The sequence below is a fragment of the Micrococcus sp. 2A genome (assembly GCF_039519235.1).
Classification (GTDB): domain Bacteria; phylum Actinomycetota; class Actinomycetes; order Actinomycetales; family Micrococcaceae; genus Micrococcus.
The window spans coordinates 215,373-241,654 of record NZ_CP154351.1 but is presented as its reverse complement, the minus strand read 5'-3'; the positions used below and the strand labels follow the sequence as shown (position 1 = coordinate 241,654).

At 72.9% G+C, this 26,282-nt stretch carries 21 protein-coding genes; 9 read left to right on the top strand and 12 right to left on the bottom strand.

What is annotated here, in order from left to right; genetic code table 11:
• Positions 1 to 65 precede the first annotated feature (65 nt).
• The 3 genes from AAG742_RS01200 to AAG742_RS01190 are packed head-to-tail and all read right to left on the bottom strand — an operon-like array spanning position 66 to position 4,302.
• Positions 66 to 1,451, bottom strand: a complete 1,386-nt coding sequence (locus AAG742_RS01200) for an LLM class flavin-dependent oxidoreductase (RefSeq protein ID WP_298710507.1) — start codon at positions 1,449 to 1,451, stop codon at positions 66 to 68.
• Entirely contained in the window at positions 1,448 to 2,866 is a 1,419-nt protein-coding gene (locus AAG742_RS01195; RefSeq protein ID WP_298710509.1) for an MFS transporter, read from the bottom strand. Before AAG742_RS01195 ends, AAG742_RS01200 begins: the two co-directional genes overlap by 4 nt.
• Complete coding sequence (locus tag AAG742_RS01190) at positions 2,863 to 4,302, bottom strand: acyl-CoA dehydrogenase family protein (protein ID WP_298710511.1); 1,440 nt, start codon at positions 4,300 to 4,302, stop codon at positions 2,863 to 2,865. The genes AAG742_RS01195 and AAG742_RS01190 overlap by 4 nt, the downstream gene beginning before the upstream one ends.
• 185 nt (positions 4,303 to 4,487) lie before the next feature.
• Between AAG742_RS01190 and AAG742_RS01185 the strand changes: the two genes are divergently transcribed.
• The 5 genes from AAG742_RS01185 to hutG all read left to right on the top strand — a co-directional run bounded on the left by AAG742_RS01185 (position 4,488) and on the right by hutG (position 9,472).
• Positions 4,488 to 5,390, top strand: coding sequence for an EamA family transporter (locus tag AAG742_RS01185; RefSeq protein WP_298710513.1), 903 nt, complete (start codon positions 4,488 to 4,490; stop codon positions 5,388 to 5,390).
• Positions 5,391 to 5,436: 46 nt separating this feature from the next.
• A complete protein-coding gene (locus AAG742_RS01180; RefSeq protein WP_248116462.1) occupies positions 5,437 to 6,255 on the top strand; it encodes a DUF1648 domain-containing protein in 819 nt (272 codons plus the stop codon).
• Positions 6,256 to 6,500: 245 nt separating this feature from the next.
• Positions 6,501 to 7,832 (top strand): O-acetylhomoserine aminocarboxypropyltransferase/cysteine synthase family protein, encoded by a 1,332-nt coding sequence (locus AAG742_RS01175; protein WP_298710517.1) that lies wholly within the window; start codon positions 6,501 to 6,503, stop codon positions 7,830 to 7,832.
• A 3-nt stretch (positions 7,833 to 7,835) separates the two neighbouring features.
• Positions 7,836 to 8,351, top strand: a complete 516-nt coding sequence (locus AAG742_RS01170; protein WP_298710519.1) for a CoA-binding protein — start codon at positions 7,836 to 7,838, stop codon at positions 8,349 to 8,351.
• A gap of 74 nt (positions 8,352 to 8,425) precedes the next feature.
• The gene (gene hutG, locus AAG742_RS01165; RefSeq protein WP_298710520.1) at positions 8,426 to 9,472 is read left to right on the top strand and encodes a formimidoylglutamase; all 1,047 of its coding nucleotides are present in this window, start codon (positions 8,426 to 8,428) and stop codon (positions 9,470 to 9,472) included.
• 38 nt (positions 9,473 to 9,510) lie between these two features.
• Here hutG and AAG742_RS01160 read toward each other — a convergent pair whose 3' ends face one another.
• The gene (locus AAG742_RS01160; RefSeq protein ID WP_298710523.1) at positions 9,511 to 10,188 is read right to left on the bottom strand and encodes a GntR family transcriptional regulator; all 678 of its coding nucleotides are present in this window, start codon (positions 10,186 to 10,188) and stop codon (positions 9,511 to 9,513) included.
• Between the two features lie 102 nt (positions 10,189 to 10,290).
• On the opposite strand from AAG742_RS01160, the gene AAG742_RS01155 reads away from it, so the two are divergent.
• Positions 10,291 to 10,953, top strand: a complete 663-nt coding sequence (locus AAG742_RS01155; protein ID WP_298710524.1) for a flavin reductase family protein — start codon at positions 10,291 to 10,293, stop codon at positions 10,951 to 10,953.
• Positions 10,950 to 12,260, top strand: a complete 1,311-nt coding sequence (locus tag AAG742_RS01150; RefSeq protein ID WP_343282197.1) for an MFS transporter — start codon at positions 10,950 to 10,952, stop codon at positions 12,258 to 12,260. The genes AAG742_RS01155 and AAG742_RS01150 overlap by 4 nt, the downstream gene beginning before the upstream one ends.
• A gap of 103 nt (positions 12,261 to 12,363) precedes the next feature.
• Here AAG742_RS01150 and hutH read toward each other — a convergent pair whose 3' ends face one another.
• From hutH to hutU, 4 genes are all read right to left on the bottom strand, one after another.
• Positions 12,364 to 13,977, bottom strand: coding sequence for a histidine ammonia-lyase (hutH, locus tag AAG742_RS01145; protein WP_298710527.1), 1,614 nt, complete (start codon positions 13,975 to 13,977; stop codon positions 12,364 to 12,366).
• Between the two features lie 116 nt (positions 13,978 to 14,093).
• Positions 14,094 to 15,299 (bottom strand): imidazolonepropionase, encoded by a 1,206-nt coding sequence (gene hutI, locus AAG742_RS01140; protein ID WP_298710528.1) that lies wholly within the window; start codon positions 15,297 to 15,299, stop codon positions 14,094 to 14,096.
• Between the two features lie 56 nt (positions 15,300 to 15,355).
• Positions 15,356 to 16,732 (bottom strand): YjiH family protein, encoded by a 1,377-nt coding sequence (locus AAG742_RS01135; RefSeq protein ID WP_298710529.1) that lies wholly within the window; start codon positions 16,730 to 16,732, stop codon positions 15,356 to 15,358.
• Positions 16,733 to 16,829: 97 nt separating this feature from the next.
• Positions 16,830 to 18,527, bottom strand: a complete 1,698-nt coding sequence (hutU, locus tag AAG742_RS01130) for a urocanate hydratase (RefSeq protein ID WP_298710863.1) — start codon at positions 18,525 to 18,527, stop codon at positions 16,830 to 16,832.
• 149 nt (positions 18,528 to 18,676) lie between these two features.
• Between hutU and AAG742_RS01125 the strand changes: the two genes are divergently transcribed.
• Positions 18,677 to 19,327: a helix-turn-helix domain-containing protein gene (locus AAG742_RS01125; protein ID WP_298710530.1), complete on the top strand. Its 651-nt coding sequence runs from the start codon at positions 18,677 to 18,679 to the stop codon at positions 19,325 to 19,327.
• Between the two features lie 216 nt (positions 19,328 to 19,543).
• On the opposite strand, the gene AAG742_RS01120 is transcribed toward AAG742_RS01125, so the two are convergent.
• Positions 19,544 to 20,119: a hypothetical protein gene (locus AAG742_RS01120; protein WP_343282196.1), complete on the bottom strand. Its 576-nt coding sequence runs from the start codon at positions 20,117 to 20,119 to the stop codon at positions 19,544 to 19,546.
• 122 nt (positions 20,120 to 20,241) lie between these two features.
• Positions 20,242 to 21,048, bottom strand: a complete 807-nt coding sequence (locus AAG742_RS01115; protein ID WP_343282195.1) for a carbon-nitrogen hydrolase family protein — start codon at positions 21,046 to 21,048, stop codon at positions 20,242 to 20,244.
• Between the two features lie 110 nt (positions 21,049 to 21,158).
• Here AAG742_RS01115 and AAG742_RS01110 point away from each other — a divergent pair, with 110 nt between their 5' ends.
• The gene (locus tag AAG742_RS01110; protein ID WP_343282194.1) at positions 21,159 to 23,378 is read left to right on the top strand and encodes a catalase; all 2,220 of its coding nucleotides are present in this window, start codon (positions 21,159 to 21,161) and stop codon (positions 23,376 to 23,378) included.
• Positions 23,379 to 23,529: 151 nt separating this feature from the next.
• On the opposite strand, the gene AAG742_RS01105 is transcribed toward AAG742_RS01110, so the two are convergent.
• A complete protein-coding gene (locus tag AAG742_RS01105) occupies positions 23,530 to 24,819 on the bottom strand; it encodes an adenylosuccinate synthase (protein WP_343282193.1) in 1,290 nt (429 codons plus the stop codon).
• 137 nt (positions 24,820 to 24,956) lie between these two features.
• Positions 24,957 to 26,249 (bottom strand): biotin synthase BioB, encoded by a 1,293-nt coding sequence (gene bioB, locus AAG742_RS01100; protein WP_343282192.1) that lies wholly within the window; start codon positions 26,247 to 26,249, stop codon positions 24,957 to 24,959.
• Positions 26,250 to 26,282: the final 33 nt, after the last annotated feature.

The window sequence follows — 26,282 nt, the reverse complement described above, 5'->3', positions numbered from 1 at the left end:
TGCGTTGTGGTGCCTGTTCCCGCGGGAACGGCAGCACGACGCAGGGCTCGTCGAGGACGGGGAGGTCAGCCGCGGAACCCCGCGCCCCGGTGATCCTCCGGCAAGCGCGGCCCCGCGCCGGTGATGTTCTCGCGCAGCGTCCTCCCGGCCTCGGGCTCGCGCAGCGCGCCGCGGCGGCGCAGCTCCGGGCTCACGAGCGTGGTGAACCGCTCGAGGTCGGCCGGGCGCACGGCCGCGGAGATGTTGAAGCCGTCCACACCGGTCTCGGCCTGCCAGCGCTCGAGCTCGTCCGCCACGGTCGCCGGGGAGCCCACGATCACGGGGCCGCGCCCGCCGATCGCCACGAACTCGGCCACGTCCCGCAGCGTCCACAGCTTCCCCGAGGGGTCCGCGGTGAAGGCCGCGAGCGCGGAGCGGTTCGCGTCCGTCACCACGTGCTCCAGCGGCGCGTCCGGGTCCAGGCCCGCGAAGTCCACGCCGGTCCAGCCGCCGAACAGGGCGAGGGCACCCTCGACGTCCACGAAGTCCGCGTAGCCACGCAGCCGCTCCTCCGCCGCCTCGTCCGTCTCGGCGACGACGACGGTCACCATCGCGAGCACACGGATCGCGTCCTCGGCGCGGCCGGCGTCGACGAGCCCCGCCCGCGTCTGCTCGACGAAGCGGCGGACGTGCGCCGTCGTCGGGCCGATGGCGAAGACGGCCTCGGCGTGCTCCTGCGCGAACCGCAGCCCCCGCGCGGAGGCGCCGGCCTGGAAGAGGAACGGGGTGCCCTGCGGACCGGGGTGGGTGAGCGCGGCGTCGGGGACGCGGAAGTGCGTGCCCGCCACGCCGGCCGGGTGCACGCGCTCCGGGTCCGCGAAGACGCCGGCGGCGGCGTCCTTGACCACGGCGCCCGGCTCCACCGATCCCTCGAAGAGGCGGTAGACGGCGTCGAGGTGCTCGTCGGCGCGGTCGTAGCGCTCGTCGTGCGGCAGCTGCCTGTCCAGCCCGAGGTTGCGGGCCGCGGAGTCCTGGTAGCTGGTCACGACGTTCCAGGCCACGCGGCCCTGCGTGAAGTGGTCGAGCGTCGCGAAGGTGCGGGCCAACTGGTACGGCTGCTCGTACGTGACGGACGCGGTCACGCCGAAGCCGAGGCGGTCGGTCACGGCGGCCATGGCGGGCACGGCCACGGTCGGCTCGAGCAGCGGCCACTGGACACCGCCGCGCACGGTGGCCTCGACCCCGCCGTCGTACACGTCGTACAGGCCCAGGACGTCCGCGAGGAACAGCGCGGTGAACCCGCCCTCCTCCACGGTGCGGGCGAGGTCGGTCCAGTAGGAGAGGCGGTCGAACTCGGCGATCCGCGAGTCCGGGTGCCGCCACAGCCCCGGGGACTGGTGCACGGGCGTCATCATCTCGAACGCGCTGAGCAGGAAGGGCTGGGCGCTCTGCGCCTCGGGCTGCGGGGTCATCGGGTCTCCTGGACGGTCGGGACGGCGGGCGCCGATCCGGACGCCTCGCCGCGGCGCGCGGTCGGATCGGCGGCCTGGCTGGACGCCCACAGGGAGAGCCCGGCCAGGACGGTGAGGTACGCGGCGATCAGCCACGGGGTGCGCCCTCCGGCTTCGAAGAGCAGGGCCGCGACGAACGGGGCGATGCCGCCGCCGAGCACCGTGCCGATCTGGTAGCTGAGGTTCACGCCGGAGTAGCGCACCTGCACGGGGAACTGCTCGGCGAACCACGCCGCCTGCGGGCCGTACACGGAGTCGTGGGCCACGTTGATCACGAGCACGACGACGATCGGCAGCCACGCGATCAGCCCGGCCTCGGTCACGGCGAACACGGCCCACCCGGCGCCGGCGATGAGGGCGTAGCCGAGCTGGGATACCCGGCGCCGGCCCCACCGGTCGGAGAGCGCGGCCCACAGCGGGGTGCTCACGAGTCCGATCGCGGAGGCGACCATGATCGAGGTGAGGAGGATCCCGCTGTCATGCCCGCGCAGCACGAGGAAGCTCACGAGGTACACGGTGATCAGGTAGTACACCCCGTTCTGTCCCAGGCGCAGGCCGGCCGTGACGAGCACGGCCCGGCCGTGGTCCCGCAGCAGCTCGCGGACCGGGGAGGCGCTGAGCTCGCCGGCCGCGCGCCGCTCCTGGAACTCCGGCGCGTCCTGCACGCCGAGCCGGATCACCAGGGCGATCGCCACGAGCACGGCCGAGGCGAGGAAGGGGATGCGCCAGCCGTAGGCGGCGAACTGCTCCTCCGTGGTGAACAGGTGGACGATGCTGAACGCGGCCGTGGCCAGCAGCATGCCCGCCGAGGAGCCGATCTGCGTGAAGGAGCCGAAGAAGCCGCGGCGGTGCGCGGGGGCGTGCTCCACGGACATCAGCGCGGCCCCGCCCCACTCCATCCCGGCAGAGACGCCCTGCACGAGGCGCAGGAGGACGAGACCGGCGACGGCCCACCAGCCGGCCTGCGCGAAGGTGGGCAGCAGGCCGATGAGGAACGAGGAGACGCCCATGAGCAGGAGGGAGACCACGAGGAGGGCCTTGCGCCCCACGCGGTCCCCGAAGTGCCCGGCCACGACCCCGCCGAGCGGGCGCATCACCACGCCCACCGCGAGGGTGGCGAAGGAGGCGAGCGTGGCTCCGAGCTGCGTGGCGCCCGGGAAGAACTGCACGTTGAACACGAGGGCGGCGGCCAGGCCGTAGAGGTAGAAGTCGTACCACTCGATCGTGGTCCCCAGCAGCGAGGAGACGACGGCGCGCGTGCGATGGCGCCGGGCCGCGGGGTCCTCGGCGGGGGCGGCCGGGGAGGCGGGCGCGTTCCCGGTGCCGGGTCCCGACGACGGCGGGGTCGCCTCCGGAGCGTCCAGGACGGTGCTCATCGGGCGTCCCCCTCGGTGATGACGACCGCGGACGCCGCGGCGTCGGTCGGCCCTGAACCCGTCGCCGGCGCATCGCCGATCGCGGAGAGCCCCTCGGGCAGGGTGCCGTTGATCCAGTAGTCGCCCACGGCCCGGGCGCGGAAGGCGATGGGGTTGTGTGTGGCAACGGTCTGCGCGTTGCGCCAGTGGCGGTCCAGGCCCTTGGCGGTGGACGTGTCCGAGGCGCCGCCGGTGAGGAAGAGCTCCTGCGCGGCGCCGATCGCGAGCTCGGGCACGGTGATCTGCGCGTGCTCCACCGCGACCTCGGCGTTCGCGAACGCGAGCGGCGTCTCCCCGTCGTAGCCCCAGCGGTCGGCGCCGGTGGCCGCCCCGGCGGCGAGCGCGGCGTCGAGCGCCTCCGCCGCCGCCAGCACCGCGGCCTCCGCGGTGAACGCCTTCGCGGCGATCCGGCCCACGGCCTCCTGGATCAGCGGGTCCTCACGGAACGGCAGGCCCAGGCCCGTGTTGAAGGTGCGCACGCGCGCGGCCACGCGGGCGGCGGCGTCGCGGCGGGAGGCGCGGGCGATCCCGGCCAGCACCGCGAGCAGGATCAGCTGGAAGTACGCGGCCTCGAACACGGCCTCGGGGGTGCCGGGGATGCGCCGCAGCACGTCGCCCGCGGGGATCCTCACATCCTCGAACACCGCGGTGCCCGTGCCGGTGAGGCGCTGCCCGAAGCCGTCCCAATCGTCCTCGAGGGTGACGCCGGCGGCGTCCACGGGCACGACGGCGAAGCCGCGCCCGGCGTCCACGCTCCCGTCGGCGCGGCGCACGGAGGCGGAGACGCGGGTGTGCGAGGAGAAGATCGAGCCCGTGGCGTAGTACTTCGTGCCGGAGAGCGTCCACGCGGGCGCGGAGTCCGCCGCGCCGTCGTCGCCCGCCTCCGCCGCGTCCTCCGTGAGCACCGTGTTGAGCGTGCCGAGCGCGTTGCCGCCCTTCTCCGTGGAGGCGTTGCCCACCGTGGCGCCGGCGAGGACGCGCCCGTACCAGCGCGTGCGGACGTCCTCGGGCTGGAACCGCAGCGCGTCGAGGAAGCCCAGGTGTGAGCGGTAGAGGTGGGCCACGTTGGAGTCGGCCTCGGCGAGGTCCACGAGCAGGGCGATCGCGGTGCGCACGTCGACGCCGGGCCCGCCCGCCTCGGCCGGGACGCGCAGCACCGCAAAGCCGGCGGCGTGGAGCGCGCGGACCTCCTCGAAGGGCAGGATCCGCTCGTGATCGCGCTCGCGGGAGCCCTCCGCGATCTGCGCGAACAGCGGCGCGAAGTGGGCGCGCAGCCCGGCGAGGTCGCGGGGCAGGTCGGCCACGTCGACCTCGGGCGGGGTGAGGACGGAGGCCTCCGCGCGGGGCGGCTCGGGGCGGACGTCCTCCGCGCGGGCGGTGGTGAGGGTCTCGGTCATGGGGGTCCTTGTCAGCGGGGCGGTCAGCGGTGGTGTCCGGCACCGACGGCCGAGTGCGTGGTCTGCCGCCACGCTAGGAGCGCGCCCGCCCACGGTCTGAACCGGGCCCCGGGCCGGAGTCACGACGGCGCTGCCGCACCGCCGAACGCGTCCGGCCGCCCCTGGATGACCCGTACGCTGGCCGCGTGCCTCCCGTGCTGCTGGTCCTGCTCTCCGTGCTGTGCCAGCAGCTCGGCGCCTCCATCGCCGGCCTGCTGTTCGGTCAGGTCGGCGCCTCCGGGATGGTCGCCCTGCGCCTCGTGTTCTCCGCCCTCCTGCTGCTGGCCTTCGCCCGCCCCGGGCGCCGCGCCCTGGCGAGCCTGACCGCGCAGGGGTGGGCCGCCGTCGTCGGGCTGGGGCTGACCATGGCCGGGATGAACCTGCTCATCTACGAGGCGTTCGACCGGATCCCCCAGGGCGTGGCCGTCACGTTCGAGGTGCTCGGACCGCTCGCGCTGTCCGTCCTGGCGCGGCGGCGCTGGGACGCATGGGCCTGCGCCGGCGTCGCCCTTGCGGGCATCGTGCTGCTCGGCCGGGACGGGTTCAGCGCGGGCGCGGGCGCCGGGCTGGATCCCGTGGGCGTGGCGTGCGCCGTGGGCGCCGCCGCCTTGTGGGCGGGCTACATCCTGATGAGTCGGGCCGCGGGCGGGCATCTGCCCGGGGTGCAGGGGCTCGCGCTGGCCATGGTCGCGGGCTCCTTCCTCGCCCTGCCCATCGGCGCGACGACGGCGGGGCCCGCCCTGCTCGACCCCGTCGTGCTGGGCGTCGGGCTGGTGGTGGCGGTGCTGAGCTCCTCGCTGCCGTACGGGATCGAGATGCACGTGCTGCGCCGCATGCCCACCGCACTGTTCTCCCTCCTCACGTGCCTGTCCCCCGTGGCCGCCGCGCTCACCGCGTGGGCCGTGCGCGGGCAGGTGCTGGACGTGCCGGACGTGGCCGGGATGCTGCTCGTGGTCGCGGCGTGTGCGGCGGCGGTGTGGCTGGGGCGGGCGCCGGAGCGTCGCATGCGCCGGGCGACGGACCGCGGGGACCGGGCGGCGCGGGCCTGACGCCCGCCGCCCTCAGCGCGTCCACAGGATTCTGTAGCCTGAACGCATGACCCCCGCCACACCCCCCGGCCCGGGCCGGCCCGACGACGACGTCCCCGCCGCCGAGCGGGAGGCCCTGCGCCGCGGGGCGTGGCGGCCCTGGCTGCCGTTCCTGCTGACCGCGGCGGTGTGCATCGGCATGCTCGGGTGGGTCACGGTCGCCCTGCCCGACCTCCCGGACCGGGTCCCGGTGCACTGGGGCATCGACGGCCGTCCCGACGACTGGGACGAGAAGTCCCTGGGCACCGTCGGCATGGGGCCGATCGTCGCCCTCGGCATGACCGTGCTCATGGCGCTCATGGCCGCCATCGTGCCGATGATGACGCCCCTGCCTCCGGACGCCTCCCCGTGGCGGCGCGTGCGGCAGGCCGGGGTGGACCGCGGCATGCGCACGGCCCTCGGGTGGATCGCCGCGTTGACCCTGCTCCCGATGCTCCCGTCGACGGTGGAGGTCCTCACCGCGGGCGCGTGGCGGATGCCCTGGTGGCTCATGCCGCTCAGCCTCACCCTCCTCATGGTCGGGGTGATGGTCGCGCTGAGCGCGGCGATCCGCGGCGGCACCCGCTGGTCGGACCGCGTCGCCCAGGACCTCGGCCACCGCCCCACCGCCGAGGAGGCCGCCGAGGAGGAGAAGTGGACCGCGGCGGGCCTGAAGCGCGACCCCGACGACCCCTCTGCCTTCCCGCCCAAGCGCGAGGGCTACGGCGTGGGCGCCACGGTGAACCTCGCCTCGCGCACGGGCCGCCTTCTCACCTACGGGTTCGTGGGCGTCTTCATCGTCGGTCTGCCCGCGGCCGTCTGGATCGCGGCGGCCCTGAACCGATGACCACGCGCCTGCTGCTCCTCGCCACGCTCCCCCTCCTCTCGGAACGAGGTGTCACGAAATGTGGGAATGCGGGCGCCATTCCAACGTTTCGTGACACCTCGTTCGCTGGGGAGGCCGGGGTCGGGGGCCGGCGGCCGGGTGCCGCGAGCGCCCCGGCGGCGCGTATGTGACGCGGTGTCCGACGTCGTCGCCCGGGCCTGGCAGGGTGGGGCGCGCATTCTCGCCCCCTGCCAGAGAGGACCGCCGTGGCCGACCACGAGTTCGGATTCCGCACCAAGGCCCTGCACGCCGGCGCCGTCCCGGACGCCGTCCACGGCTCCCGCGCGGTGCCGATCCACCAGACGAGCTCCTTCGTGTTCGAGTCCGCCGAAGACGCCGCCAACCTCTTCGCGCTGCAGAAGTACGGCAACATCTACTCGCGGATCGGCAACCCCACGGTCGCCGCGTTCGAGGAGCGGATCGCCACGCTGGAGGGCGGCATCGGCGCGGTGGCGACGGCGTCCGGCATGGCCGCCGAGTTCGTCACCTTCGCGGCGCTCGCCGGGGCCGGGGACCACATCGTGGCCTCCTCGAAGCTCTACGGCGGAACCATCACCCAGCTCGACGTGTCCCTGCGCCGCTTCGGCGTGGAGACCACGTTCGTGAACTCGATGGAGGCCGCCGACTACGAGGCCGCGATCCAGGAGAACACCAAGGCCGTGTACGTGGAGATCGTGGCCAACCCCTCGGGCGACATCGTCGACCTGCCGGGCCTGGCCGACGTCGCGCACCGCCACGGCGTCCCGCTCGTGGTGGACGCGACGCTCACGCCGCCGTACCTGATCCGCCCGATCGAGCACGGTGCGGACATCGTGATCCACTCGGCCACGAAGTTCCTGGGCGGCCACGGCACCACGCTGGGCGGCGTCGTGGTGGAGTCCGGCCGCTTCCCGTGGGACAACGGCAAGTTCCCGTCCATGACCGAGCCCGTGCCCTCGTACGGCGGCGTCTCCTGGTGGGGCAACTTCGGCGAGTACGGGTTCCTCACCAAGCTGCGTTCCGAGCAGCTGCGTGACTTCGGCCCGTCCTTGGCCCCGCAGTCGGCGTTCCAGCTGATGATCGGCGTCGAGACGCTGGCCCAGCGCATGGACGCCCACCTGGCGAATGCGCAGGCCGTGGCGCAGTGGCTGGACGAGGATCCGCGCGTCTCCTGGGTCCGCTACGCCGGCCTGCCCGACCACCCGCACCACGAACGCGGCCGCGAGCTGCTGCCCCGGGGCGTCAGCTCGGTGTTCAGCTTCGGTGTGGTCGGCGGCCGCGAGACCGGCGCCGCGTTCATCTCCGCGCTGCAGCTGGCCTCCCACCTGGCCAACATCGGCGACGCCAAGACGCTCGTGCTGCACCCCGCCACGACGACCCATCAGCAGCTCACCGCCGAGCAGCTCGTGGCCGGCGGCATCCCGGAGGACCTGATCCGCATCTCGGTGGGCATCGAGGACGTCGAGGACATCCTGTGGGACCTGGACCAGGCCCTCACCGCGGCCACCGGCCGCACCCGCGACGACGACGGCGCCCCGGCCGCGCCGAAGGAGGCCTGAGCCATGAGCACCACCCACCCAGAGCGGGCCTGGACCGGCCCCAGCGCCCCCGAACGCCTGGCGATCCTGCGGCGCACCCGTTCGATCGCGATCGTGGGCGCCTCGGACAAGCCGGCCCGCGCGTCCTACTTCGTGGCCACGTACCTGCTGAGCTCGACCACGTACGACGTCTACTTCGTGAATCCCGTGCTCGCCGCGGCCGGCAAGGAGATCCTCGGCCACCGCGTGTACGCCTCGCTCGAGGACCTGCCCGTCACCCCGGACCTCGTGGAGGTGTTCCGCAAGGCCTCCGACGCCCCAGAGGTGGTGGCGGACGCCGCCCGCGTGGGCGCGAGGACCGTGTGGCTGCAGCTGGGCATCTGGAACGAGGACGCCGCACGTCAGGCCGAGGCCGCGGGCCTGGAGATCGTGATGGACCGCTGCGTGAAGATCGAGCACGCCCGCTTCCACGGCGGGCTCAACCTCGCCGGCTTCGTCACCGGCGTGATCAGCTCGCGGCGCCAGGAACTCGACCGCTAGGCGGACGACGCCCCATGTCGGGCGTCGTCCGGCCCTCGTTGCGCACCCGCCCGTCGATGGCGTGGGATGGGCCCATGACCTCCGAGCTCCCCTCCCCCTCCCTCTCCCCCACCTGGACCGGCCGCACCGACGGCGACGCCCCCGAGCACCTGCGCTGGCACCAGGTCGTCCGCCCCGCCGCCGGCCACGGTGAGCCCACGACGACGCAGCGCCACCCCGGCGCCGGCGCCCCGACGTCGGGCGCGCGGTCCACGGCGCTCGTCGGCTTCGCCTCGGACGAGGGCGTGCGCCGCAACCACGGCCGCGTGGGCGCCGAGGACGGCCCGGAGGCGCTGCGCGGTGCGCTCGCCTCGCTCGCGTACCTCGAGGGCACGGGCGCGCTCGTGGACGCGGGCGACGTGTCCGTGGACCGCGGTGACGACGACGCCCCGGGCGAGCTCGAGGCGGGCCAGGCCGAGCTGGGCACGGTGGTCAGCGGGCTGCTGAACGCCCACGACCTGGCCGTGGTGCTCGGCGGCGGACACGAGACCGCCTACGCCTCGATCACGGGCCTGACCGGCTCCACGCGCGTGGGTGCGGGCACCCGCGTGGGCATCCTCAACCTGGACGCGCACTTCGACCTGCGCGAGGCGCCGCGGCCCAGCTCCGGCACCCCGTTCCTGCAGGCGCTGCGCGACGCCGAGGGGGCGGAGCATCAGCTCTCCTACGCGGTGGTGGGCATCAGCGAGGCCAACAACACCCGCGTCCTGTTCGACACCGCGCGCGAACGCGGGGTCACGTGGGTGACCGACGAGCAGGCCCAGACCGCCGACGTCACCGGCGTGCGCCGCTGGGTGCGCTCGTTCATCAACGCCGTGGACGTGCTCTACCTGACGATCGACCTGGATGTGCTGCCGGCCGCCGTCGCCCCGGGGGTGAGCGCACCGGCCGGCTTCGGCGTGCCGTACGAGGTGATCCACGCGTGCACGCTGGAGGCCACCCAGTCCGGGAAGCTGGCCCTGGCCGACGTCGTGGAGCTCAACCCCTCCCTGGACGTGGACGGCCGCACGGCGAAGGCCGCGGCCCGGCTGATCCACGCGATCGTCAGCCGTCACCGGACGGACGCGTCGCTGCTGGCCTGAGCGGGCCGGGACTCGTTCAGGCGCGGGGGCCGCGCGCGTCAGCGTCGGTCCGCCCACGGGGCCGGGGGCTCGGCGCTGCCGTGGGCCGCGCGTCGGGCGGCGTAGTCCAGCGCCGAGCGTGCCAGGAAGTCGTGCAGGGCCAGCACCCCGGCCCGGGCTCCCGCCGAGTCCCTCCGGGTCACCGCCTCCAGCGCCGGGACGTAGAACGCCCGGCCGCGTTCGACCTCGTCGGGCAGACCCTTCGTGGTGGCGAGCCAGAACCGCCGGGAGAGCCCCTGGAGCGGGACCAGGGAATCGGCGAGATAGCGGTTGTTCGCGATCGTGCGCAGGAGTTCGTGCGAGCGCCCGACGGCGGCGACGTACGCCGGCAGGTCCTCCACCGTGCGCAGGTGCCGCACGTGGGCCGCGACGGCGGCCAGCTGCTCCTCGCCCGCCCGCGCGCAGGCCAGTCCCACGGCCAGCGCCTCGAGCGACCGCCGCACCTCCAGCCTCTCCAGCTGGTCGTCCACGGAGATCGCGGGGACCTGCAGGCCACGTCCCCCACCGGTCAGGAGCCAGTGGTCGCGGATGAGGCGCTGCACGGCCTCGCGCAGGGGCGTGCGTCCCGTCTCGGCGGCGGCGATGAGGGCCGCCTCGCTGAGGACGGCGCCCGGTGGCAGCTCCCCGGTCTCGATCTTCTGCGTCAGGCGGGCGTAGGCCTCCTCCGACTTGTTCATGGGCCCAGCCTAGGCAGTCATCTGCGCACATCCGCTTGATATATACGGAATATGCGGCGTAGCGTGACCCACATCCTGTTACCGCCATCACACGGAGGACTCATGAAGTACCGCCCGCAGCACGACGCCAACCCCCTGCCCTTCTCCCCCTTCAAGAGCTCCACCGTGCCGCGGCCCATCGGCTGGCTGTCCTCCGTCAGCCCGGACGGCATGGAGAACATCGCCCCCTACAGCCAGTGGCAGAACCTCACCTTCGACCCGCCCATGGTGATGTTCTCCGCGAACCAGTACCCGGACGGACGCCGCAAGGACACCGTCCTCAACGCGGAGCAGACCGGCTGGTTCGTGTGGAACATGGCCACCTACGACCTGCGCGAGGCCGTCAACGTCTCCGCCATGGCCCTGGAGCCGGGCGAGAGCGAGTGGGACCGCATCGCGGAGCACGGCGTCACCAAGGTCTACGCGGACAACCACCCCATCCCGATGGTCGCCGAGTCCCCCGTGCGCTTCGAGTGCCGCTACCACTCGACGCACCGCATCAAGGGCGACTCGAACGTCGGCACCATCGACGTGGTCTTCGCCCACGTGGACACCATCCACATCGACGACGACGTCATCACCGCCGACGGCCGCATCGACATCCCGCGCATCCAGCCGATCGCGCGTCTGGGCTACTTCGACTACACCGTGGTGCGGGAGACCTTCGAGATGCGGGTGCCCGGCGCCGACGGCGACGCCCAGGCCGGCCTCGAGGGACGGGCATGAGCACCGCGGCCACCGGCGCGGCCCGGCCCACTCCCGTGCCCCAGGCCCGCCCCCGGAGCCTGAAGGACATGCTGGCCGTGAACTTCGGCAACGCGCTGGAGTGGTACGACTGGAACGTCTACACGATCTTCGCCCCGGTCTTCGCGGCGCAGATCTTCCACACGGACAACCCCACCTCCGGGCTGCTCGCGACCCTGGCCGTCTTCGCGGTGGGCTTCGTCGCCCGCCCCATCGGCGGCTACGTGTTCGGCGCCTACGCGGACCGGGTGGGCCGCAAGCGCAGCCTCTTCGCGGCGATGATGATCACCGCGCTCGGCAGCCTGATCATCGCCGTCACCCCCACCTACGGCACGGTGGGCGTCTTCGCCTCGGTCATCCTCGTCATCGCCCGCCTGCTGCAGGGCCTGGCGCACGGAGGCGAGATGGGCACCTCCGTGACCTACCTCGTGGAGCGCGCGCCGCAGGGTCGGCGCGGGCTGTTCGGGGCGACGTCGTGGGTGTCCGTGGTGGTGGGCACGATCCTGGCGACCCTCGTGGGTCTGGCCATCAACACGCTGCTCTCCCACGAGCAGGTGGCGTCCTGGGGCTGGCGCGTGGCGTTCGGCATCGGCGGCGTCCTCGGCCTCTACGCGCTGTACCTGCGACGGAGCCTGACGGAGTCGGAGCACTTCACGGCGGCGCAGCAGGTGGTGCCCACCGCGGACGAGGCCCCACGTCGGGAGCCGGGCGCGGTGTGGCGCGGCCTGCTGACGATCTTCCTGGTCTCCGCGGGCGGCTCCCTGATGTTCTACACGTGGCTGATCTACCTGCCCACGCACGCGCAGGTGGCCCATCACATGGACAAGTCCACCACCCTCTCGGCCTCGCTCGTGGCCCAGGTGATCTTCCTGGTCGCCATCCTCGGGGCGGGCCTGCTCGGTGATCGGGTCGGCCGCCGTCCGCTGGTCATCGCCTTCGGCCTGCTCTTCGTGGTGCTGCCGTTCCCGCTCTTCGGCATGCTGGACGGCACCTTCGCCTCGTTCCTGCTCGTGCAGACCATCGCCCTGCTGGCCGTGGCGCTGCTGTTCGGCGTCAACGGCGCCGTCTGGTCCGAGGTGCTGCCCACGGCGGTGCGCGCCAAGGGCGTGGCCACCATGCTCTCGCTGGCTACCGCGATCTTCGGCGGCACGGCGCCGTACCTGATCACGTGGCTGACGGCGCAGGGGTGGACCAGCGCGTTCCCGATCTACCTCATGGTGGTCGGCGGCCTCACCGGGCTGACCGGCCTGGTCATGAAGGAGACGAAGGACGTGGACCTGGCGGCCTGAGCCGGCAGGGCCGCCCACACACAGAGTGGTCACGACACGCCGTCTCGCGCAGGCGCACGCGGCATGTCGTGACCACTCTGTGGCGTCGGACCTCTCTGCGGCGTCAGTGCCCCTCGGCCTCGGCGCCCTCGGACTCCTCGGCCAGGTCCTGCGGCTCGGCGTCGGCGGACGCACCCGCGAGCGCCTCCGCCACGGCGGCCAGCACGGACCCGTCGCGCAGGGCCTGCTCGGCGGCGGCCAGCTGCGGGGCCATGTACTGGTCCGGGCCGGGGCCGGGGACGCCGGCCTCGCGGATCACGCGGACGGCGGCACCGGTCGCGGCGGAGGGCTGCAGCGGCGCGCGCAGCTCGATCGCCCGGGCGGCGGCCACGAGCTCGACGGCGAGCACGCGGCGGAAGTTCTCCACGGCCGAGCGCAGCTTGCGGGCGGCGTGCCAGCCCATGGACACGTGGTCCTCCTGCATGGCGGAGGACGGGATGGAGTCCACGGAGGCGGGCACGGCCAGGCGCTTCATGTCCGAGACGAGCCCGGCCTGCGTGTACTGGGCGATCATCATGCCGGAGTCCACGCCGGGATCGTCCACGAGGAACGCGGGCAGGCCGTGGGAGCGGGCCGGGTCCAGCATGCGGTCGGTGCGGCGCTCGGACATGCTGGCGACGTCGGCCACCGGGATGGCCAGGAAGTCCAGCACGTACGCCACGGGCGCCCCGTGGAAGTTGCCGTTCGAGCTCACCCGGCCGTCGTCGAGCACCACCGGGTTGTCGATGGTCGCGGCGAGCTCGCGCTCGGCCACGGACGTGACGTACGCGAGGGTGTCGCGCAGGCCGCCGGCCACCTGGGGGGCGCAGCGCAGCGAGTAGGCGTCCTGCACGCGGGAGTCGCCCACGCGGTGGCTCGCCACAATCGGCGAGCCGGCGAGGATCTTCAGCATGCGGTCCGCCGAGGCGGCCTGGCCGGGGTGCGGGCGCAGCGGGGCGTGCAGCTCGGGCACGAACACGCGGTCGGTGCCGAGCAGGGCCTCCACGGACATCGCGGCGGTGAGGTCCACGGTATCGGCGAGCTCCTCGAGGTCGGCCAGCGCGAGGATCAGCATGCCGAGCATGCCCTCGGTGCCGTTGACGAGGGCCAGGCCCTCCTTCTCCCGCAGCTCGACCGGCTCGATCCCGGCCTCGGCGAGCGCCTCGCCGGCCGGACGCAGCGCGCCGTCCTCCCCGACGACGTCGCCCTCGCCCATGAGCGCGAGCGCCACGTGGGACAGCGGGGCCAGATCGCCCGAGCAGCCGAGCGAGCCGAACTCGCGCACGCCCGGGGTGATGCCCGCGTTGAGCATGGCCACGAAGGTCTCCACGACCACGGGGCGCACACCCGTGCGGCCGGAGGCCAGCGTGGTGGCGCGCAGGAACATCAGCGCGCGGATGACCTCACGCTCCACCACGGGGCCCATGCCGGCGGCGTGGGAGCGGATCAGCGACTTCTGCAGCTGCGCGCGGGACTCGAGCGGGATGTGCTTGTCCGCGAGTGCGCCGAAGCCGGTGGAGACGCCGTAGGTGGGGGTCTCGGCCTCGGCCAGTGCCTGGACGTGGCGGCGCACCGCGCCGACGGTCTCGAGGACGTCGTCGGCGAGCACCACGCGGGCGTCGTGGCGGGCCACGGCGACGACGTCGTCCAGGGTGGCCCCGGACGTGCCGAGCGTGACGGTGGCGGGAGGGGTGGTCATGGGCGGTGCGCTCCTCGGGTGGTGGGGTGGGTCGGGCCCGACGCCGGGCGGGTGTGTCCGACGTCGGGCGTCACCGGGCGGGTGGTCCCGGCGGTGATCGTACGGGGTGGGCGACCTCAGACGACGCGCCGGCCGGCCCGCCACACCGCGTGGGTGAGCGGCATGCCGGGGCGGTAGGCGAGGTGGATGGCGGCGGGGGCGTCGAGCACGTGGAGGTCCGCGCGCTTGCCGACCTCGAGGCTGCCCACGCGGTCCTGCGCGCGCAGACCGATCGCGCCGCCGAGCGTCGCGGCCCGCAGCGCCTCGGCCAGCGTGAGGCCCATCTGCAGCACCGCGGTGGCCACGTTGAAGTTCATGGACGTGGTGTAGCTCGTGCCGGGGTTGCAGTTGGAGGCCAGCGCGATCTCGATCCCGGCGTCCAGCAGGCGGCGGGCCGGGGCCAGGGGGGCGCGGGTGGAGAGGTCGCACGCGGGCAGGCAGCCGGCCACGGTGCCGGGGGTGCCGGCGGCCGACGCGCGGTCCCAGTCGCCCCACGTGCCGGCCAGCGCCTCGACGTCCGCGTCGGCGAGGAAGTTCACGTGGTCCACGGAGGCGGCGCCGAACTCGACGGCCAGGCCGACGCCGGGGCCCTCCTCGATCTGGTTGCCGTGCAGGCGCACGCGCAGGCCCGCGGCGGTGCCCGCCTCGAGCACGCGGCGGGTCTGCGCGGCGTCGAAGGCGCCCTTGTCGCAGAAGACGTCGATCCAGCCCACGTGCTCGCGCACGGCGTCCAGCATGGGGCCGACGACGTCGTCGAGGTAGTCCTCCGCCTCGCGGCCCTTCGGCACCAGGTGGGCGCCGAGGAACGTCACCTCGTCGATCTGCCCCTCGGCCTTCAGCTCCGAGAGCAGGCGCGCGTGACGGGCCTCCTCCTCGACGGAGAGGCCGTAGCCGGTCTTCGTCTCGAGGTAGGTGGTGCCGCCGGCGACGGCGTCCGCCACACGCCCGGCGACCAGTGCGCGCAGACGCTCGTCGGAGGCCTCCCGCGTGGCCGACGTGGTCACGCCGATGCCGCCGGCGGCGTAGGACTCCCCGGCCATGCGGGCCTCGAACTCGGCCGAGCGGTCGCCGTCGAACACGAGGTGGGTGTGCGAGTCCACCCAGCCGGGCAGCACGGCACGCCCGCCCACGGACACGCGCTCGTCGGCCCCGGGGGCCTCGGCGGCGGCGCCGATCCACGCGATCCGCTCGTCCTCCACCACGACGGCGGCGTCCGCCAGGACCCGGCCCTCGGGGTCGACGGTGGTCAGCTCGGCGATGTCGGTGAGGAGCGTGGAGCGCATGGGGGCCTTTCGGAGCGGGCGGGCGAGGGAGACGGAGGAGCGACGTTCCCAGGATGTCAGGTCAGGGCGGCGACGAGATGGGCCACCGGGGTGGCGAGCAGGATCGTGAGGATCACACGCTCCGCCCAGACGACCACGAGGTGCCAGAGCTTCACGGGGATGTCCGTGGCGAGGATGGCCGGGACCACCGCCGAGAAGAAGATGATCGCGGACACGCAGATCACACCGATCACGAAGCGCGCCACGAAGTCCTCGTGGCCCGCCGCCATGGTGGCCGGGATGAACATCTCGGCGATGGAGGTGGCGGACGCCGTGGCCAACAGGCCCGGGTCCGAGAAGCCGAGGAGGGCGAAGAGCGGGAAGAAGAGGTAGCCCACCCACGTGAAGACCGGGGTATGGGTGGCCAGCAGCAGCGCGATCAGGCCCACGGACATGATGGACGGCAGGATCTGCATGACCATCACGAGACCGTCGCGGAAGTTGAGCCACACATTGCGCCCCAGCGACGGAGCCTCGGCGAGCGTCTGCTCCGCGGCCCGGCGCGCGACGCTGAAGCGGTCGGCCGTGACGGGCTGCTCCGGATGGTGCTCGACGCCGGGGTGGACCTCGTCCGGGATGCGGCTCAGCGGGGGGATGCGCACGGTGATGGCGGTGACGAGGAATGTCACCACGAGGGTGCCGAAGAAGTACCAGAGCCACACGTCCATGAGACCGAGCGTGCGGGCCACGATCACCATGAAGGTCGCGGACACCGTGGAGAAGCCGACGGCGATGATGGCCGCCTCCTTCGCCGTGTACCGGCCGCCGCGGTACATGCGGTTCGTCAGAAGCAGTCCGAGGGCGTAGCTGCCCACGAACGAGGCCACGGCGTCCACGGCCGCACGGCCGGGCACCTTCCAGATCGGCCGCATGGCCGGGCGCAGGTACACGCCCACGAACTCCATGAGTCCGTATCCGATGACCAGGGCGAGGAAGACGGAGCCGATGGGCACGATCAGCCCGACCGGGACCACGAGCTTGTCCAGCAGGAACGGGCCGATGGCCTTGTCCAGGATCCAGCTCGGGCCGAAGCCGAACACCACCATGCTCGCGGTGACGAAGCCCAGCACCGCGAGGAAGGCGAAGGTCATCCGCATGGGGCCCTGGCGCCACCGGCCGGTCGCGAACGGGTACACCGCGCCGGCCGCGATGATGGCCAGGCCCACGAAGCGCTCGGCCGGTCCCAGGATCCTGCGGACCCAGGTCACCATGTGGTCGAGGGGGATGGTGCTGACCCCGTCGATGGTGATCGGCACGAAGAACATGAAGACGCCGATCGCCGAGTACACCAGCATGCGCCACCGCGCGGGAGGGCGGGGATCGTCGTTGCGGATGGCGGTCATCGCCGTCGTGTTCGTATGCAGCTCTGCGTCTCCGGGATGGGCCTGCGCCATCGTGGTGTCCTTTCACCGAGCGGCCCGAGCGGTCATGCCCGCCCGGGCCGCTTCTTCAGGTGCGCGGGCGGCGGCTGCCGCCCGCGCCGAGACCCGCTCAGTCGCGGATCTTCGCCTCCATAGGCACGCGCACGCCGCGCTCGGCGGCGACTTCGGCGGCCCGGGAGTAGCCGGAGTCCACGTGGCGGAAGACGCCCATGGCCGGGTCGTTGGTCAGCAGGGCCTCGAGCTTGGCCGCGGCCAGCTCGGTGCCGTCCGCCACGCCCACCTGGCCGGCGTGGATGGAGCGGCCGATGCCCACGCCGCCGCCGTGGTGGATGGAGACCCACGTGGCACCGGAGGAGGTGGCGGTCAGGGCGTTGAGCAGCGGCCAGTCGGCGATCGCGTCGGAGCCGTCCAGCATGGACTCGGTCTCGCGGTACGGGGACGCCACGGAGCCGGAGTCCAGGTGGTCACGGCCGATCACGATCGGGGCCTTCACCTTGCCCTCGGCCACGAGCTGGTTGAAGAGCAGGCCGGCCTTGTGGCGCTCGCCGTAGCCGAGCCAGCAGATGCGCGCCGGCAGGCCCTCGAACTCCACGAACTCGGCGGCGCCGTCCAGCCAGCGGTGCAGGTGCTCGTTCTCGGGGAAGAGCTCCTTCAGGGCCTCGTCGGTGACGCGGATGTCCTCCGGGTCGCCGGAGAGCGCCACCCAGCGGAACGGGCCGAGGCCCTCGCAGAAGAGCGGGCGGATGTAGGCCGGGACGAAGCCCGGGAACTCGAACGCGCGGGAGTAGCCGGCCTTGCGGGCCTCGTCGCGGATGGAGTTGCCGTAGTCGAAGACCTCGGCGCCGATGTCCTGGAAGCCGACCATGGCCTCGACCTGGCGGGCCATGGACTCCTGGGCCTTCTTGGTGAACGTGTCCGCGTCGGCCTCGGCCTCGGCCTGCCACTCCTCCACGGTGTACTCCAGCGGGAGGTAGGAGAGCGGGTCGTGGGCGGAGGTCTGGTCCGTCACGATGTCGATCTCGACCTCGCCGGCCTTCTGGCGCTCGAGCAGCTCGGGGAAGACCTCGGCGGCGTTGCCCACGAGGCCCACGGAGACGGCCTCGCCGTCGCGCTTGGCCTGCATGACGCGCTCGATCGCCTTGTCGATGTCGGTCTCCACCTCGTCGAGGTAGCGCTTGCCCATGCGGCGGCGCAGGCGCTCCTCGGAGACGTCCACGATCAGGCAGACGCCGCCGTTGAGGGTCACGGCTAGGGGCTGGGCGCCGCCCATGCCGCCGCAGCCGCCGGTGAGGGTCAGGGTGTTCTTGAGCGTGCCGTCGTACTTCTTGCGGCCGATCGCGGCGAAGGTCTCGTAGGTGCCCTGCAGGATGCCCTGGGTGGCGATGTAGATCCACGAGCCGGCGGTCATCTGGCCGTACATCATGAGGCCCTCGGCCTCGAGCTTGCGGAACTCCTTCCAGTTGGCCCAGTCGCCCACGAGGTTGGAGTTGGCGATCAGCACGCGCGGCGCCCACGTGTTGGTGCGGATGACGCCCACGGGCTTGCCGGACTGCACGAGCAGCGTCTCGTCGTCCTCGAGGTCCTTGAGGGTCTCGACGATCGCGTCGAACGCCTCCCACGAGCGGGCGGCGCGGCCGGTGCCGCCGTAGACGACCAGGTCCTCGGGGCGCTCGGCGACCTCCGGGTCCAGGTTGTTCATCAGCATGCGCAGGGGAGCCTCGGTCTGCCAGGACTTGGCGGAGAGCTCGGTGCCGCGGTCGGCGCGGATGGTGCGGGACGGATCGTGCTGGGTGAAGCCCTCGGCCATGGTGGTTCCTCTCGAGAAGGCGGTGCGCGGCGTCGCCGAGGGGGACTCCCCAGGCTTGCCGTTGAGCGGCAACGTGTTGCCACCCATTGAAACAGTGAGCATCGACACATGCAAGCCCCCTCGGCGTGCCGGGCAGTACTCTCCCCTTCATGGCCACCGCATCGACTCGCACCGTGGACCGCGCGCTCGAGCTGCTCGCTGCCGTCACCGAGGAGGCGCCCCTGAGTCTCTCGGAGGCGGCGCGGACCGCCGACCTCCCCCCCTCCACGGCGCTGCGCCTCCTGCGCAGCCTCGAGAGCGCGGGGCTCGTGGCCCGCGACGACGACGCCCAGTACCGCCCGGGACCGCGTCTCCTCCAGATCGGCGCCCGGGCCTTCACGCGGGAACCGCTCGTGGCCCTCTCGCGTGACGCGATGGAGGAGGTGGTCGCCGGGACCGGCGAGTCCGTATACCTGGCGATCCACGGTCCGGGCGAGACCGCGCTCTACATCGCGATCGTGGAGGGCACTCACTCGGTCCGGCACACCAACTGGGTGGGCCGCACGGTGCCGCTCGCGGAGAGCGCCGTGGGCCGCGCCTTCCGGGGAGAGGTGCCCGCCGGGGAGTACACGCAGCGCACCCACTCCGTGGAGCCGGACGTCACCGCCCTGACCTCCCCCGTCGTGGTGCGGGGCGCCGTCGTCGGGGCGCTCAGCACCCTGGTGCCCGACTACCGGTGCACGGACGAGCTGGCCGAGCGCTGCGGCCGGGCCCTGGTGGCCGCCACGGCGCGCATCGCGCGCGTGCTCTCCGGCGACTGAACCGTTCCCAGCCAAACCACAGGCGGCTCCCCTGGATTACCCACCCTCGGCTCCTACGCTGAAGGCACCTCATCAAGGTGCGAGTGATGACGGTGCGAGTGATGACGGACCAAGGCCCCGAGGGCCGGCGCGATGCCGGGCCTCGGGGCCTTGGTTCCGTCCGGCGGTCCTCCGACCGCCCGTGCCGGGCGTGCACGGGAGGACCGCCGTCGTGGGTCAGCGACGCGCGGAGGTGAGCCCCGCCCAGACGCCGCCGATCAGGCCGCCCAGCGGAAGCAGCCAGAAGACGTGGAAGCCGATGGACTCGACCGCCGTGTTCGAGAAGACCATCAGGAGGAGCGCGGCGGCGATCAGGCCGCCGATCACGCCGCCGATCACGTAGCGGGCCGCGGAGCGGGCCGCGCCGCCCATCATGAGGACGATCCCGTAGCCGAACGCGGCGGTGAGGGCGCCGCCCACGAGGCCGAACATGACGGACTGCAGGGTGACGACCCACCCGCGGCCGGTCTCCCCGGTGGACGGGAGGAAGCCGTTCTGCTCCAGGTTCAGGTCCCGCACCGGGGCGGTGCCGGCCTCGGGGAAGAGCACCACGCGGGCGATCATGAAGGCGGTGGTCAGCACCGCCGCGGCGATCATCACGCGGTTGGCGAAGCCCCAGCCGTCCACGGGACGGGTCGGCTCGATCATGGTCTCGTCCACGGTGGCGTGGCGGACCGGGCGCACGGGCTCCGTGCGGCCGGCGCGGGCTTCGACGGCGGTGGCGCCGTGGGCGGGGTTCTGGGCGGTGTTCATGTGGATACTCCCGTTCCTCCCCGTCGCACGGGGCGCGTTCCGAGCGCCGGGGAGGCGCCCGCGTGGATGCACGTCTGAGCTGATTTTAGGCGTGCTCCCAGGCAAAGGGGTAACGCGGACCGTCAGAGGACGTCCGCGCGTCGATTGGCGAGCACAGGGAGGAACTGCCGCACCTGGTCGATCCGTTCGCGGGTCACATCGGCGGTGGCCACGGCCTCGGGCTCGTCGGTCAAGGCCGCCACGGTGAGCGCGAGCGGATCGATCACCGCCGAGTGGCCCACGGTGCCACCGCTCGCGGACGAGTCCGGGGCGCACGTGTCCGCCGCCGCCACCCACACCGTGTTCTCCACGGCACGCGCCTTCAGGAGCATCTGCCAGTGGTCCACCTTGTGCTCGCCGGAGAACCACGCGGCGGGGGTCGCGATCACGTCCGCTCCCGCGAGCGCGAGGGCCCGTGACACCTCGGGGAAGCGCAGGTCATAGCAGGTCTGCAGGCCCACCCGCAGGCCGGCCAGCTGGACGACGGCGGTTCCGCCGTCACCCGGGGTGATGCGGTCCGACTCGCGGTGCGCGAAGGCGTCGTAGAGGTGCAGCTTGCGGTAGGAGCCGGCCAAGGCACCCGCCGCGTCCACGGCGAGGAGGGTGTTGTACGGGCGGTCGGATCCGCTCGGCTCGTAGCCGCCCGCGATGACCGCCAGACCGTGCTCGCGGGCCAGCCCCGCCAGCCCCTCGGCGAAGGGCCCCCACGCAGCCGCGACGGCGCCGGGGAAGTCCGCCTCCGACGTCGCCCGGGCGGCGAGCATGGCCTCCTCCGGGAGCACGAGCAGCCCCGCGCCCTCCGCGGCGGCGCGCTCGGCGAGCCGTCCGGCGGCGGCCAGGTTCTGCTCGACCCGGGCCCCCGGCCCGAACTGTCCCACGCTGATCCTCATGCACCCAGCCTGCCATGACTGGTCAGCACCCACAGGGGGGGTCCACGCTAGGAGGGCAGACCTCGCCCGCGCGCAGCCGCGCGGGCCCGTCGACACGGAAGGCAACGATCATGACCTCGAAGCAGCCCCCCATTCCCGGCACCCCCGGGCCTCTCACACCCGAGCTGATGGAGCCGACGGCGCAGGCCTCGCCGGACGCCCCCGTCGCAGTCCCCGCCCCGGACCAGAAGGGCCCCGCCACGGTGTCCCCCACCGGCCAGGCCACCGGCGCCGATCCGGCCGCCGTCGCCCCGGGCGGCCAGTTCCTGACCACCGCGCACGGCGCCCGCCTGCAGGACTCTGACCACTCCCTCAAGGCAGGCCGCCGCGGCCCCACCCTCCTGCAGGACCACCACCTGCGCGAGAAGATCAGCCACTTCGACCACGAGCGCATCCCCGAGCGCGTGGTGCACGCCCGCGGCGCCGGCGCCCACGGCGTGTTCCGCGGCTACGGCACCGCCGCCAAGATCTCCCAGGCGGGTCTGTTCGCGAAGGACAAGGAGACCGAGGTCTTCGTCCGCTTCTCCACCGTGCTCGGCTCGCGCGGGTCCTCCGACCTGGCCCGCGACACCCGCGGCTTCGCCGTGAAGTTCTACACGGACGAGGGCACCTGGGACCTGGTGGGCAACAACATGCCTGTCTTCTTCATCCAGGACGCCATCAAGTTCCCGGACGTCGTCCACGCCGCCAAGCCCCACCCGGACCGGGAGATCCCCCAGGCCCAGTCCGCGCACGACACCTTCTGGGACTTCGTGTCCCTGCACACCGAGGCGCAGCACCACACCATCTGGAACATGTCCGACCGCGGCATCCCGCGCTCGTACCGCACCATGGAGGGCTTCGGCATCCACACCTTCCGCCTCATCGCGGCGGACGGCTCCACCGTGCTGGTGAAGTTCCACTGGAAGCCCAAGCTCGGCGCGCACTCCGTGACGTGGGAGGAGGCGCTCATCACCAACGGCACCGACCCGGACTACCACCGCCGCGACCTCGCCGACGCCATCGAGGCCGGCGCGTTCCCGGAGTGGGAGCTCGGCGTGCAGGTGTTCGAGGACAACGAGGAGCAGATGTTCGAGGGCATCGACCTGCTCGATCCCACGAAGATCGTGCCCGAGGAGCTCGTCCCGGTGCAGCCGCTGGGCCTGATGACCCTCAACGCGAACCCCTCGAACTACTTCGCGGAGACCGAACAGGTGGCCTTCAACCCGGCCAACCTGGTCCCGGGCATCGACGTCACCAACGACCCGCTGCTGCAGGGCCGCCTCTTCTCCTACCTGGACACCCAGATCACCCGCCTCGGCGGCCCGAACTGGACCCAGCTGCCCATCAACCGCCCGCACGCCGCGGTCAACGACATGCTGCGCGACGGCATGCACCAGAGCGCCGTGCACCGCGGCGTGGCCCCGTACCGCCCGAACACCCTCGACGGCGGCCTGCCGTTCGAGACCCCGGCGGACGAGCGCCCGTTCATCGACGCCCCGGCCCCGATCGAGGCCGGTGTGAAGGAGCGCGCGGTGGCCGCCTCGTTCGAGGACCACTTCTCGCAGGCCCGCCTGTTCTTCCTCTCCCTCTCGGAGGTGGAGCGCGAGCACGTGGCGCAGGCCTACACCTTCGAGCTGGGCAAGTGCTACGAGCAGACCATCCGCGAGCGCCAGCTGGCGCACCTGGGCGCGATCGACGAGCGCCTCGCGGCGCAGGTCGCCGCCGGCCTCGGCATGGAGGTCCCGGCCCCGACTCAGGCCCCCGCGGACGTCACGCCGTCGCCGGCGCTGTCGCAGGTGGGCAAGGAGTGGCCGCTGGACGGCCGCCAGGTGGGCATCGTGGTGGGCGCCGACGTCGACGCCAAGGAGCTCGACGCGCTCGTGCAGGGCGTGCACGGGGAGGGCATGACCCCACTGGTGATCGCCCCGACCGGCGGCCCCGTGGCCGGCGGCATCGTCGCGCAGCGCACCTACCTGACCGCGGCCTCGGTCGAGCTCGACGCCGTGGTGGTGGCCGGGCCCGTCCCGCCCGCCGCGGACGCGCAGCTCGGCCTGGACGCCAAGGCCGGTGCGGACGACGCCGCGCAGGTCGACCCGCGCGTCGCCAAGCTCCTGCAGGAGATGTGGCGCCACTCCAAGGCCGTCGTGGCCCTCGAGGCCGGCGCGCCCGTGCTCGAGACGACCGGCGTGGCCGGCAAGGGCGTGGAGACCGTCGCCGACGGCGCGTCCGCCGTCGCGAAGCTCCAGGAGCTCATGCCGGCGCACCGCGTCTGGGACCGCTTCCCGACGACGGGCCGCCTCGCCGACTGACCCCTCCCCCAGGGGAACTTTCGCTAGGGAAAACGTCGCCTCCATCCCAGAACGTTGGGATGGAGGCGACGTTTTCCCTAGCGAAAGTGTGGGGGTGGGCGAGTGGCCGCCCGCAGACCGGGCTCGCCCTGGCCGGGTGCGGCCCGGAGGCTCAGTCCTCGATGAGGTCCCGCACCTGGACCACCTGATCGCGGCCTGGGCCGACGCCGATCGCCGAGATGCGGCAGCCGGAGAGCTTCTCCAGGGCGAGCACATAGGCCCGAGCGTTCTCCGGCAGGTCCTCGAGCATCCGCGCGCTCGAGATGTCCTCGGTCCAGCCGTCGAAGTGCTCGAAGATCGGCTTCGCGTGGTGGAACTGGGTCTGCGTCATGGGCATGCGGTCGTGGCGCACGCCGTCGACGTCGTAGGCCACGCACACCGGGATCTTCTCGATGCCCGTGAGCACGTCCAGCTTGGTGAGGAAGTAGTCCGTGAACCCGTTGACGCGCGCGGCGTAGTGGGCCAGGACGGCGTCGTACCAGCCGGTGCGGCGCGGGCGCCCGGTGTTCACGCCGAACTCGCCGCCGGTGGTGCGCAGCTGCTCGCCCATCTCGTCGAAGAGCTCGGTGGGGAACGGGCCGGCGCCCACGCGCGTGGTGTACGCCTTCACGATCCCGATGGTCCGCGAGAAGCGGGTCGGCCCGATGCCCGCGCCCACGGACGCGCCGCCCGCCGTCGGGTTGGAGGAGGTGACGAACGGGTAGGTGCCGTGGTCCACGTCCAGGAAGGTGGCCTGGCCGCCCTCCATCAGCACGACCTTGCCCTCGTCCAGGGCGTCGTTGAGCAGGTTCACGGAGTCCACCACCATGGGGCGCAGGCGCTCCGCGTAGCCCAGGAAGTACTCGGCGATCTCGTCCACGGTCACGTCGCGGCGGTTGTAGAGCTTCACCAGGAGCTCGTTCTTCTGCCGCAGGGCGCCCTCGATCTTCTGGCGCAGGATGGACTCGTCGAAGATGTCCTGCACGCGGATGCCGAGGCGGGCCACCTTGTCCATATAGGCCGGGCCGATGCCGCGTCCCGTGGTGCCGATGGCGCGCTTGCCGAGGAAGCGCTCGGTGACCTTGTCCATCGTCTGGTGGTACGGCGCCACGAGGTGCGCGTTCGCCGAGATCAGCAGGTGGTCGCACGAGTGGCCGCGGGCCTCGAGCCCGTCGATCTCCTCGAACAGCGCTTCCAGGTTCACCACCACGCCGTTGCCGATCACGGGCACCGCGTTGGGCGAGAGGATGCCGGCGGGAAGGAGCTTGAGCTCGAACTTCTCGCCGTTCACCACCACCGTGTGGCCGGCGTTGTTGCCGCCGTTGGGCTTGACCACGTAGTCCACGCGGCCGCCCAGCAGATCCGTGGCCTTGCCCTTGCCCTCGTCGCCCCACTGGGCGCCGACGATCGCGATGGCTGGCATTTCTCACTCACTTCTGGCTCGCGGGCAGATACCCCCGGAGTCTAACAGTGGGCCAGGACACGGCCCCGGGGGCGACCGCGCCTCAGCGGCACCTCCGCTGAACGGCACCGCTGTCATGTCGCTGGAGCGCGGACGGTTCAGGCGTTCGCCGGGGCGTCCGTGCCTGCACCGCGGCGGCGCAGCTCGGGCTTGGGCGCGGCAGGGCCGCCCGCCGCCGGGTCCGCGATGTCCGGCGTCGGCTCGTCCGGGATCACGACGTCGGCGCCCGCCTCCGCGGTCGGCTCGCCCTCTCCTCCGCACCCGCCGGAGCCGCAGCAGCCGCCGGAGGAGGAGGCGGCGGCGTCGTCCGCCCCCGGGGCCGCGGCCGTGTCTGCGCCGAGCACGGTGTAGCCGGCGTCGGCGATCATGGCGAGGTCCGCCTCGGCGTCCTGGCCCTCGGAGGTGAGGTAGTCGCCGAGGAAGATCGAGTTCGCCACCTGCAGGCCGACCGGCTGCAGGGAACGCAGGTGCATCTCGCGGCCGCCGGCGATCCGCAGCTCCTTGTCCGGGCAGGCCAGGCGGACCATGGCCAGGATGCGGAGGCACTCGAGCGGCGTGAGCTGCTGGTGGCCCTGCAGCGGGGTGCCGTCGAAGGGCATGAGGAAGTTGACAGGGATGGAGTCGGAATCCAGGTCGCGGAGCGCGAGGACGGCCTCGACGAGCTGCTCGTGCGTCTCTCCCATGCCCGCGATCAGGCCGCTGCAGGAGGACAGGCCGGCGGCGCCGGCACGCTGCACGGTGTCCACGCGCTGCTCGTAGGTGTGGGAGGTGCAGATGGACTCGTAGTGGGACTCGGCCGTGTTGAGGTTGTGGTTGTAGGCGTCGACGCCGGCGGCCTTGAGCCTCTCGGCCTGGCCGTCCCTGAGGAAGCCCAGGCACGCGCACACCTCGACGTCCGGGTGCTGGGCCTTGAGGTCGCCGACCATGCCGGCCACGCGGTCGACGTCGCGGTCCGTGGGGCCGGTGCCGGAGGCGACCATGCACACGCGCGAGGCGCCGCCGGCGATGCCCAGGCCCGCCTGGCGGACGGCCTCCTCCGGCTTGAGCCACGTGTAGCGCAGGATCTCGGCCTCGGTGCCGAGCCGCTGGGAGCAGTAGGTGCAGTTCTCCGGGCAGAGGCCGGTCTTGAGGCTGACCAGGTAGTTGACCTTGACCGTGCGGCCGAAGTGCTTCTCGCGCAGGCGCGAGGCCGCCGCGACGATGCGGAACGTGTCCGCGTCCGGGGCGTCCAGCACAGCGACGGCCTCCTCCGCGGTGAGGCGGTGGCCGGCGTCGACGCGGGCGACGAGCGCGTCGTAGTCGAGCGGGGCGGCGGGAGCGGCGCCAGACGGGGAGCCGTGGATGGCCCCGGCGACGTCGGCGGCGGTGGGGGCGTCCTGCGTGGCGGTCATGCGGGCCTCATTCGATGGGCGGGGCGGGGCCCC

What these genes read in the sequence shown, in the direction of transcription:
- AAG742_RS01200 (WP_298710507.1), bottom strand. Translation starts at nt 1,451, where the DNA reads ATGACCCCGCAGCCCGAGGCGCAGAGCGCCCAGCCCTTCCTGCTCAGC.
- AAG742_RS01195 (WP_298710509.1), bottom strand. Translation starts at nt 2,866, where the DNA reads ATGAGCACCGTCCTGGACGCTCCGGAGGCGACCCCGCCGTCGTCGGGA.
- AAG742_RS01190 (WP_298710511.1), bottom strand. Translation starts at nt 4,302, where the DNA reads ATGACCGAGACCCTCACCACCGCCCGCGCGGAGGACGTCCGCCCCGAG.
- AAG742_RS01180 (WP_248116462.1), top strand. Translation starts at nt 5,437, where the DNA reads ATGACCCCCGCCACACCCCCCGGCCCGGGCCGGCCCGACGACGACGTC.
- AAG742_RS01170 (WP_298710519.1), top strand. Translation starts at nt 7,836, where the DNA reads ATGAGCACCACCCACCCAGAGCGGGCCTGGACCGGCCCCAGCGCCCCC.
- hutG (WP_298710520.1), top strand. Translation starts at nt 8,426, where the DNA reads ATGACCTCCGAGCTCCCCTCCCCCTCCCTCTCCCCCACCTGGACCGGC.
- AAG742_RS01160 (WP_298710523.1), bottom strand. Translation starts at nt 10,188, where the DNA reads ATGAACAAGTCGGAGGAGGCCTACGCCCGCCTGACGCAGAAGATCGAG.
- AAG742_RS01155 (WP_298710524.1), top strand. Translation starts at nt 10,291, where the DNA reads ATGAAGTACCGCCCGCAGCACGACGCCAACCCCCTGCCCTTCTCCCCC.
- AAG742_RS01150 (WP_343282197.1), top strand. Translation starts at nt 10,950, where the DNA reads ATGAGCACCGCGGCCACCGGCGCGGCCCGGCCCACTCCCGTGCCCCAG.
- hutH (WP_298710527.1), bottom strand. Translation starts at nt 13,977, where the DNA reads ATGACCACCCCTCCCGCCACCGTCACGCTCGGCACGTCCGGGGCCACC.
- hutI (WP_298710528.1), bottom strand. Translation starts at nt 15,299, where the DNA reads ATGCGCTCCACGCTCCTCACCGACATCGCCGAGCTGACCACCGTCGAC.
- AAG742_RS01135 (WP_298710529.1), bottom strand. Translation starts at nt 16,732, where the DNA reads ATGGCGCAGGCCCATCCCGGAGACGCAGAGCTGCATACGAACACGACG.
- hutU (WP_298710863.1), bottom strand. Translation starts at nt 18,527, where the DNA reads ATGGCCGAGGGCTTCACCCAGCACGATCCGTCCCGCACCATCCGCGCC.
- AAG742_RS01125 (WP_298710530.1), top strand. Translation starts at nt 18,677, where the DNA reads ATGGCCACCGCATCGACTCGCACCGTGGACCGCGCGCTCGAGCTGCTC.
- AAG742_RS01120 (WP_343282196.1), bottom strand. Translation starts at nt 20,119, where the DNA reads ATGAACACCGCCCAGAACCCCGCCCACGGCGCCACCGCCGTCGAAGCC.
- AAG742_RS01115 (WP_343282195.1), bottom strand. Translation starts at nt 21,048, where the DNA reads ATGAGGATCAGCGTGGGACAGTTCGGGCCGGGGGCCCGGGTCGAGCAG.
- AAG742_RS01110 (WP_343282194.1), top strand. Translation starts at nt 21,159, where the DNA reads ATGACCTCGAAGCAGCCCCCCATTCCCGGCACCCCCGGGCCTCTCACA.
- AAG742_RS01105 (WP_343282193.1), bottom strand. Translation starts at nt 24,819, where the DNA reads ATGCCAGCCATCGCGATCGTCGGCGCCCAGTGGGGCGACGAGGGCAAG.
- bioB (WP_343282192.1), bottom strand. Translation starts at nt 26,249, where the DNA reads ATGACCGCCACGCAGGACGCCCCCACCGCCGCCGACGTCGCCGGGGCC.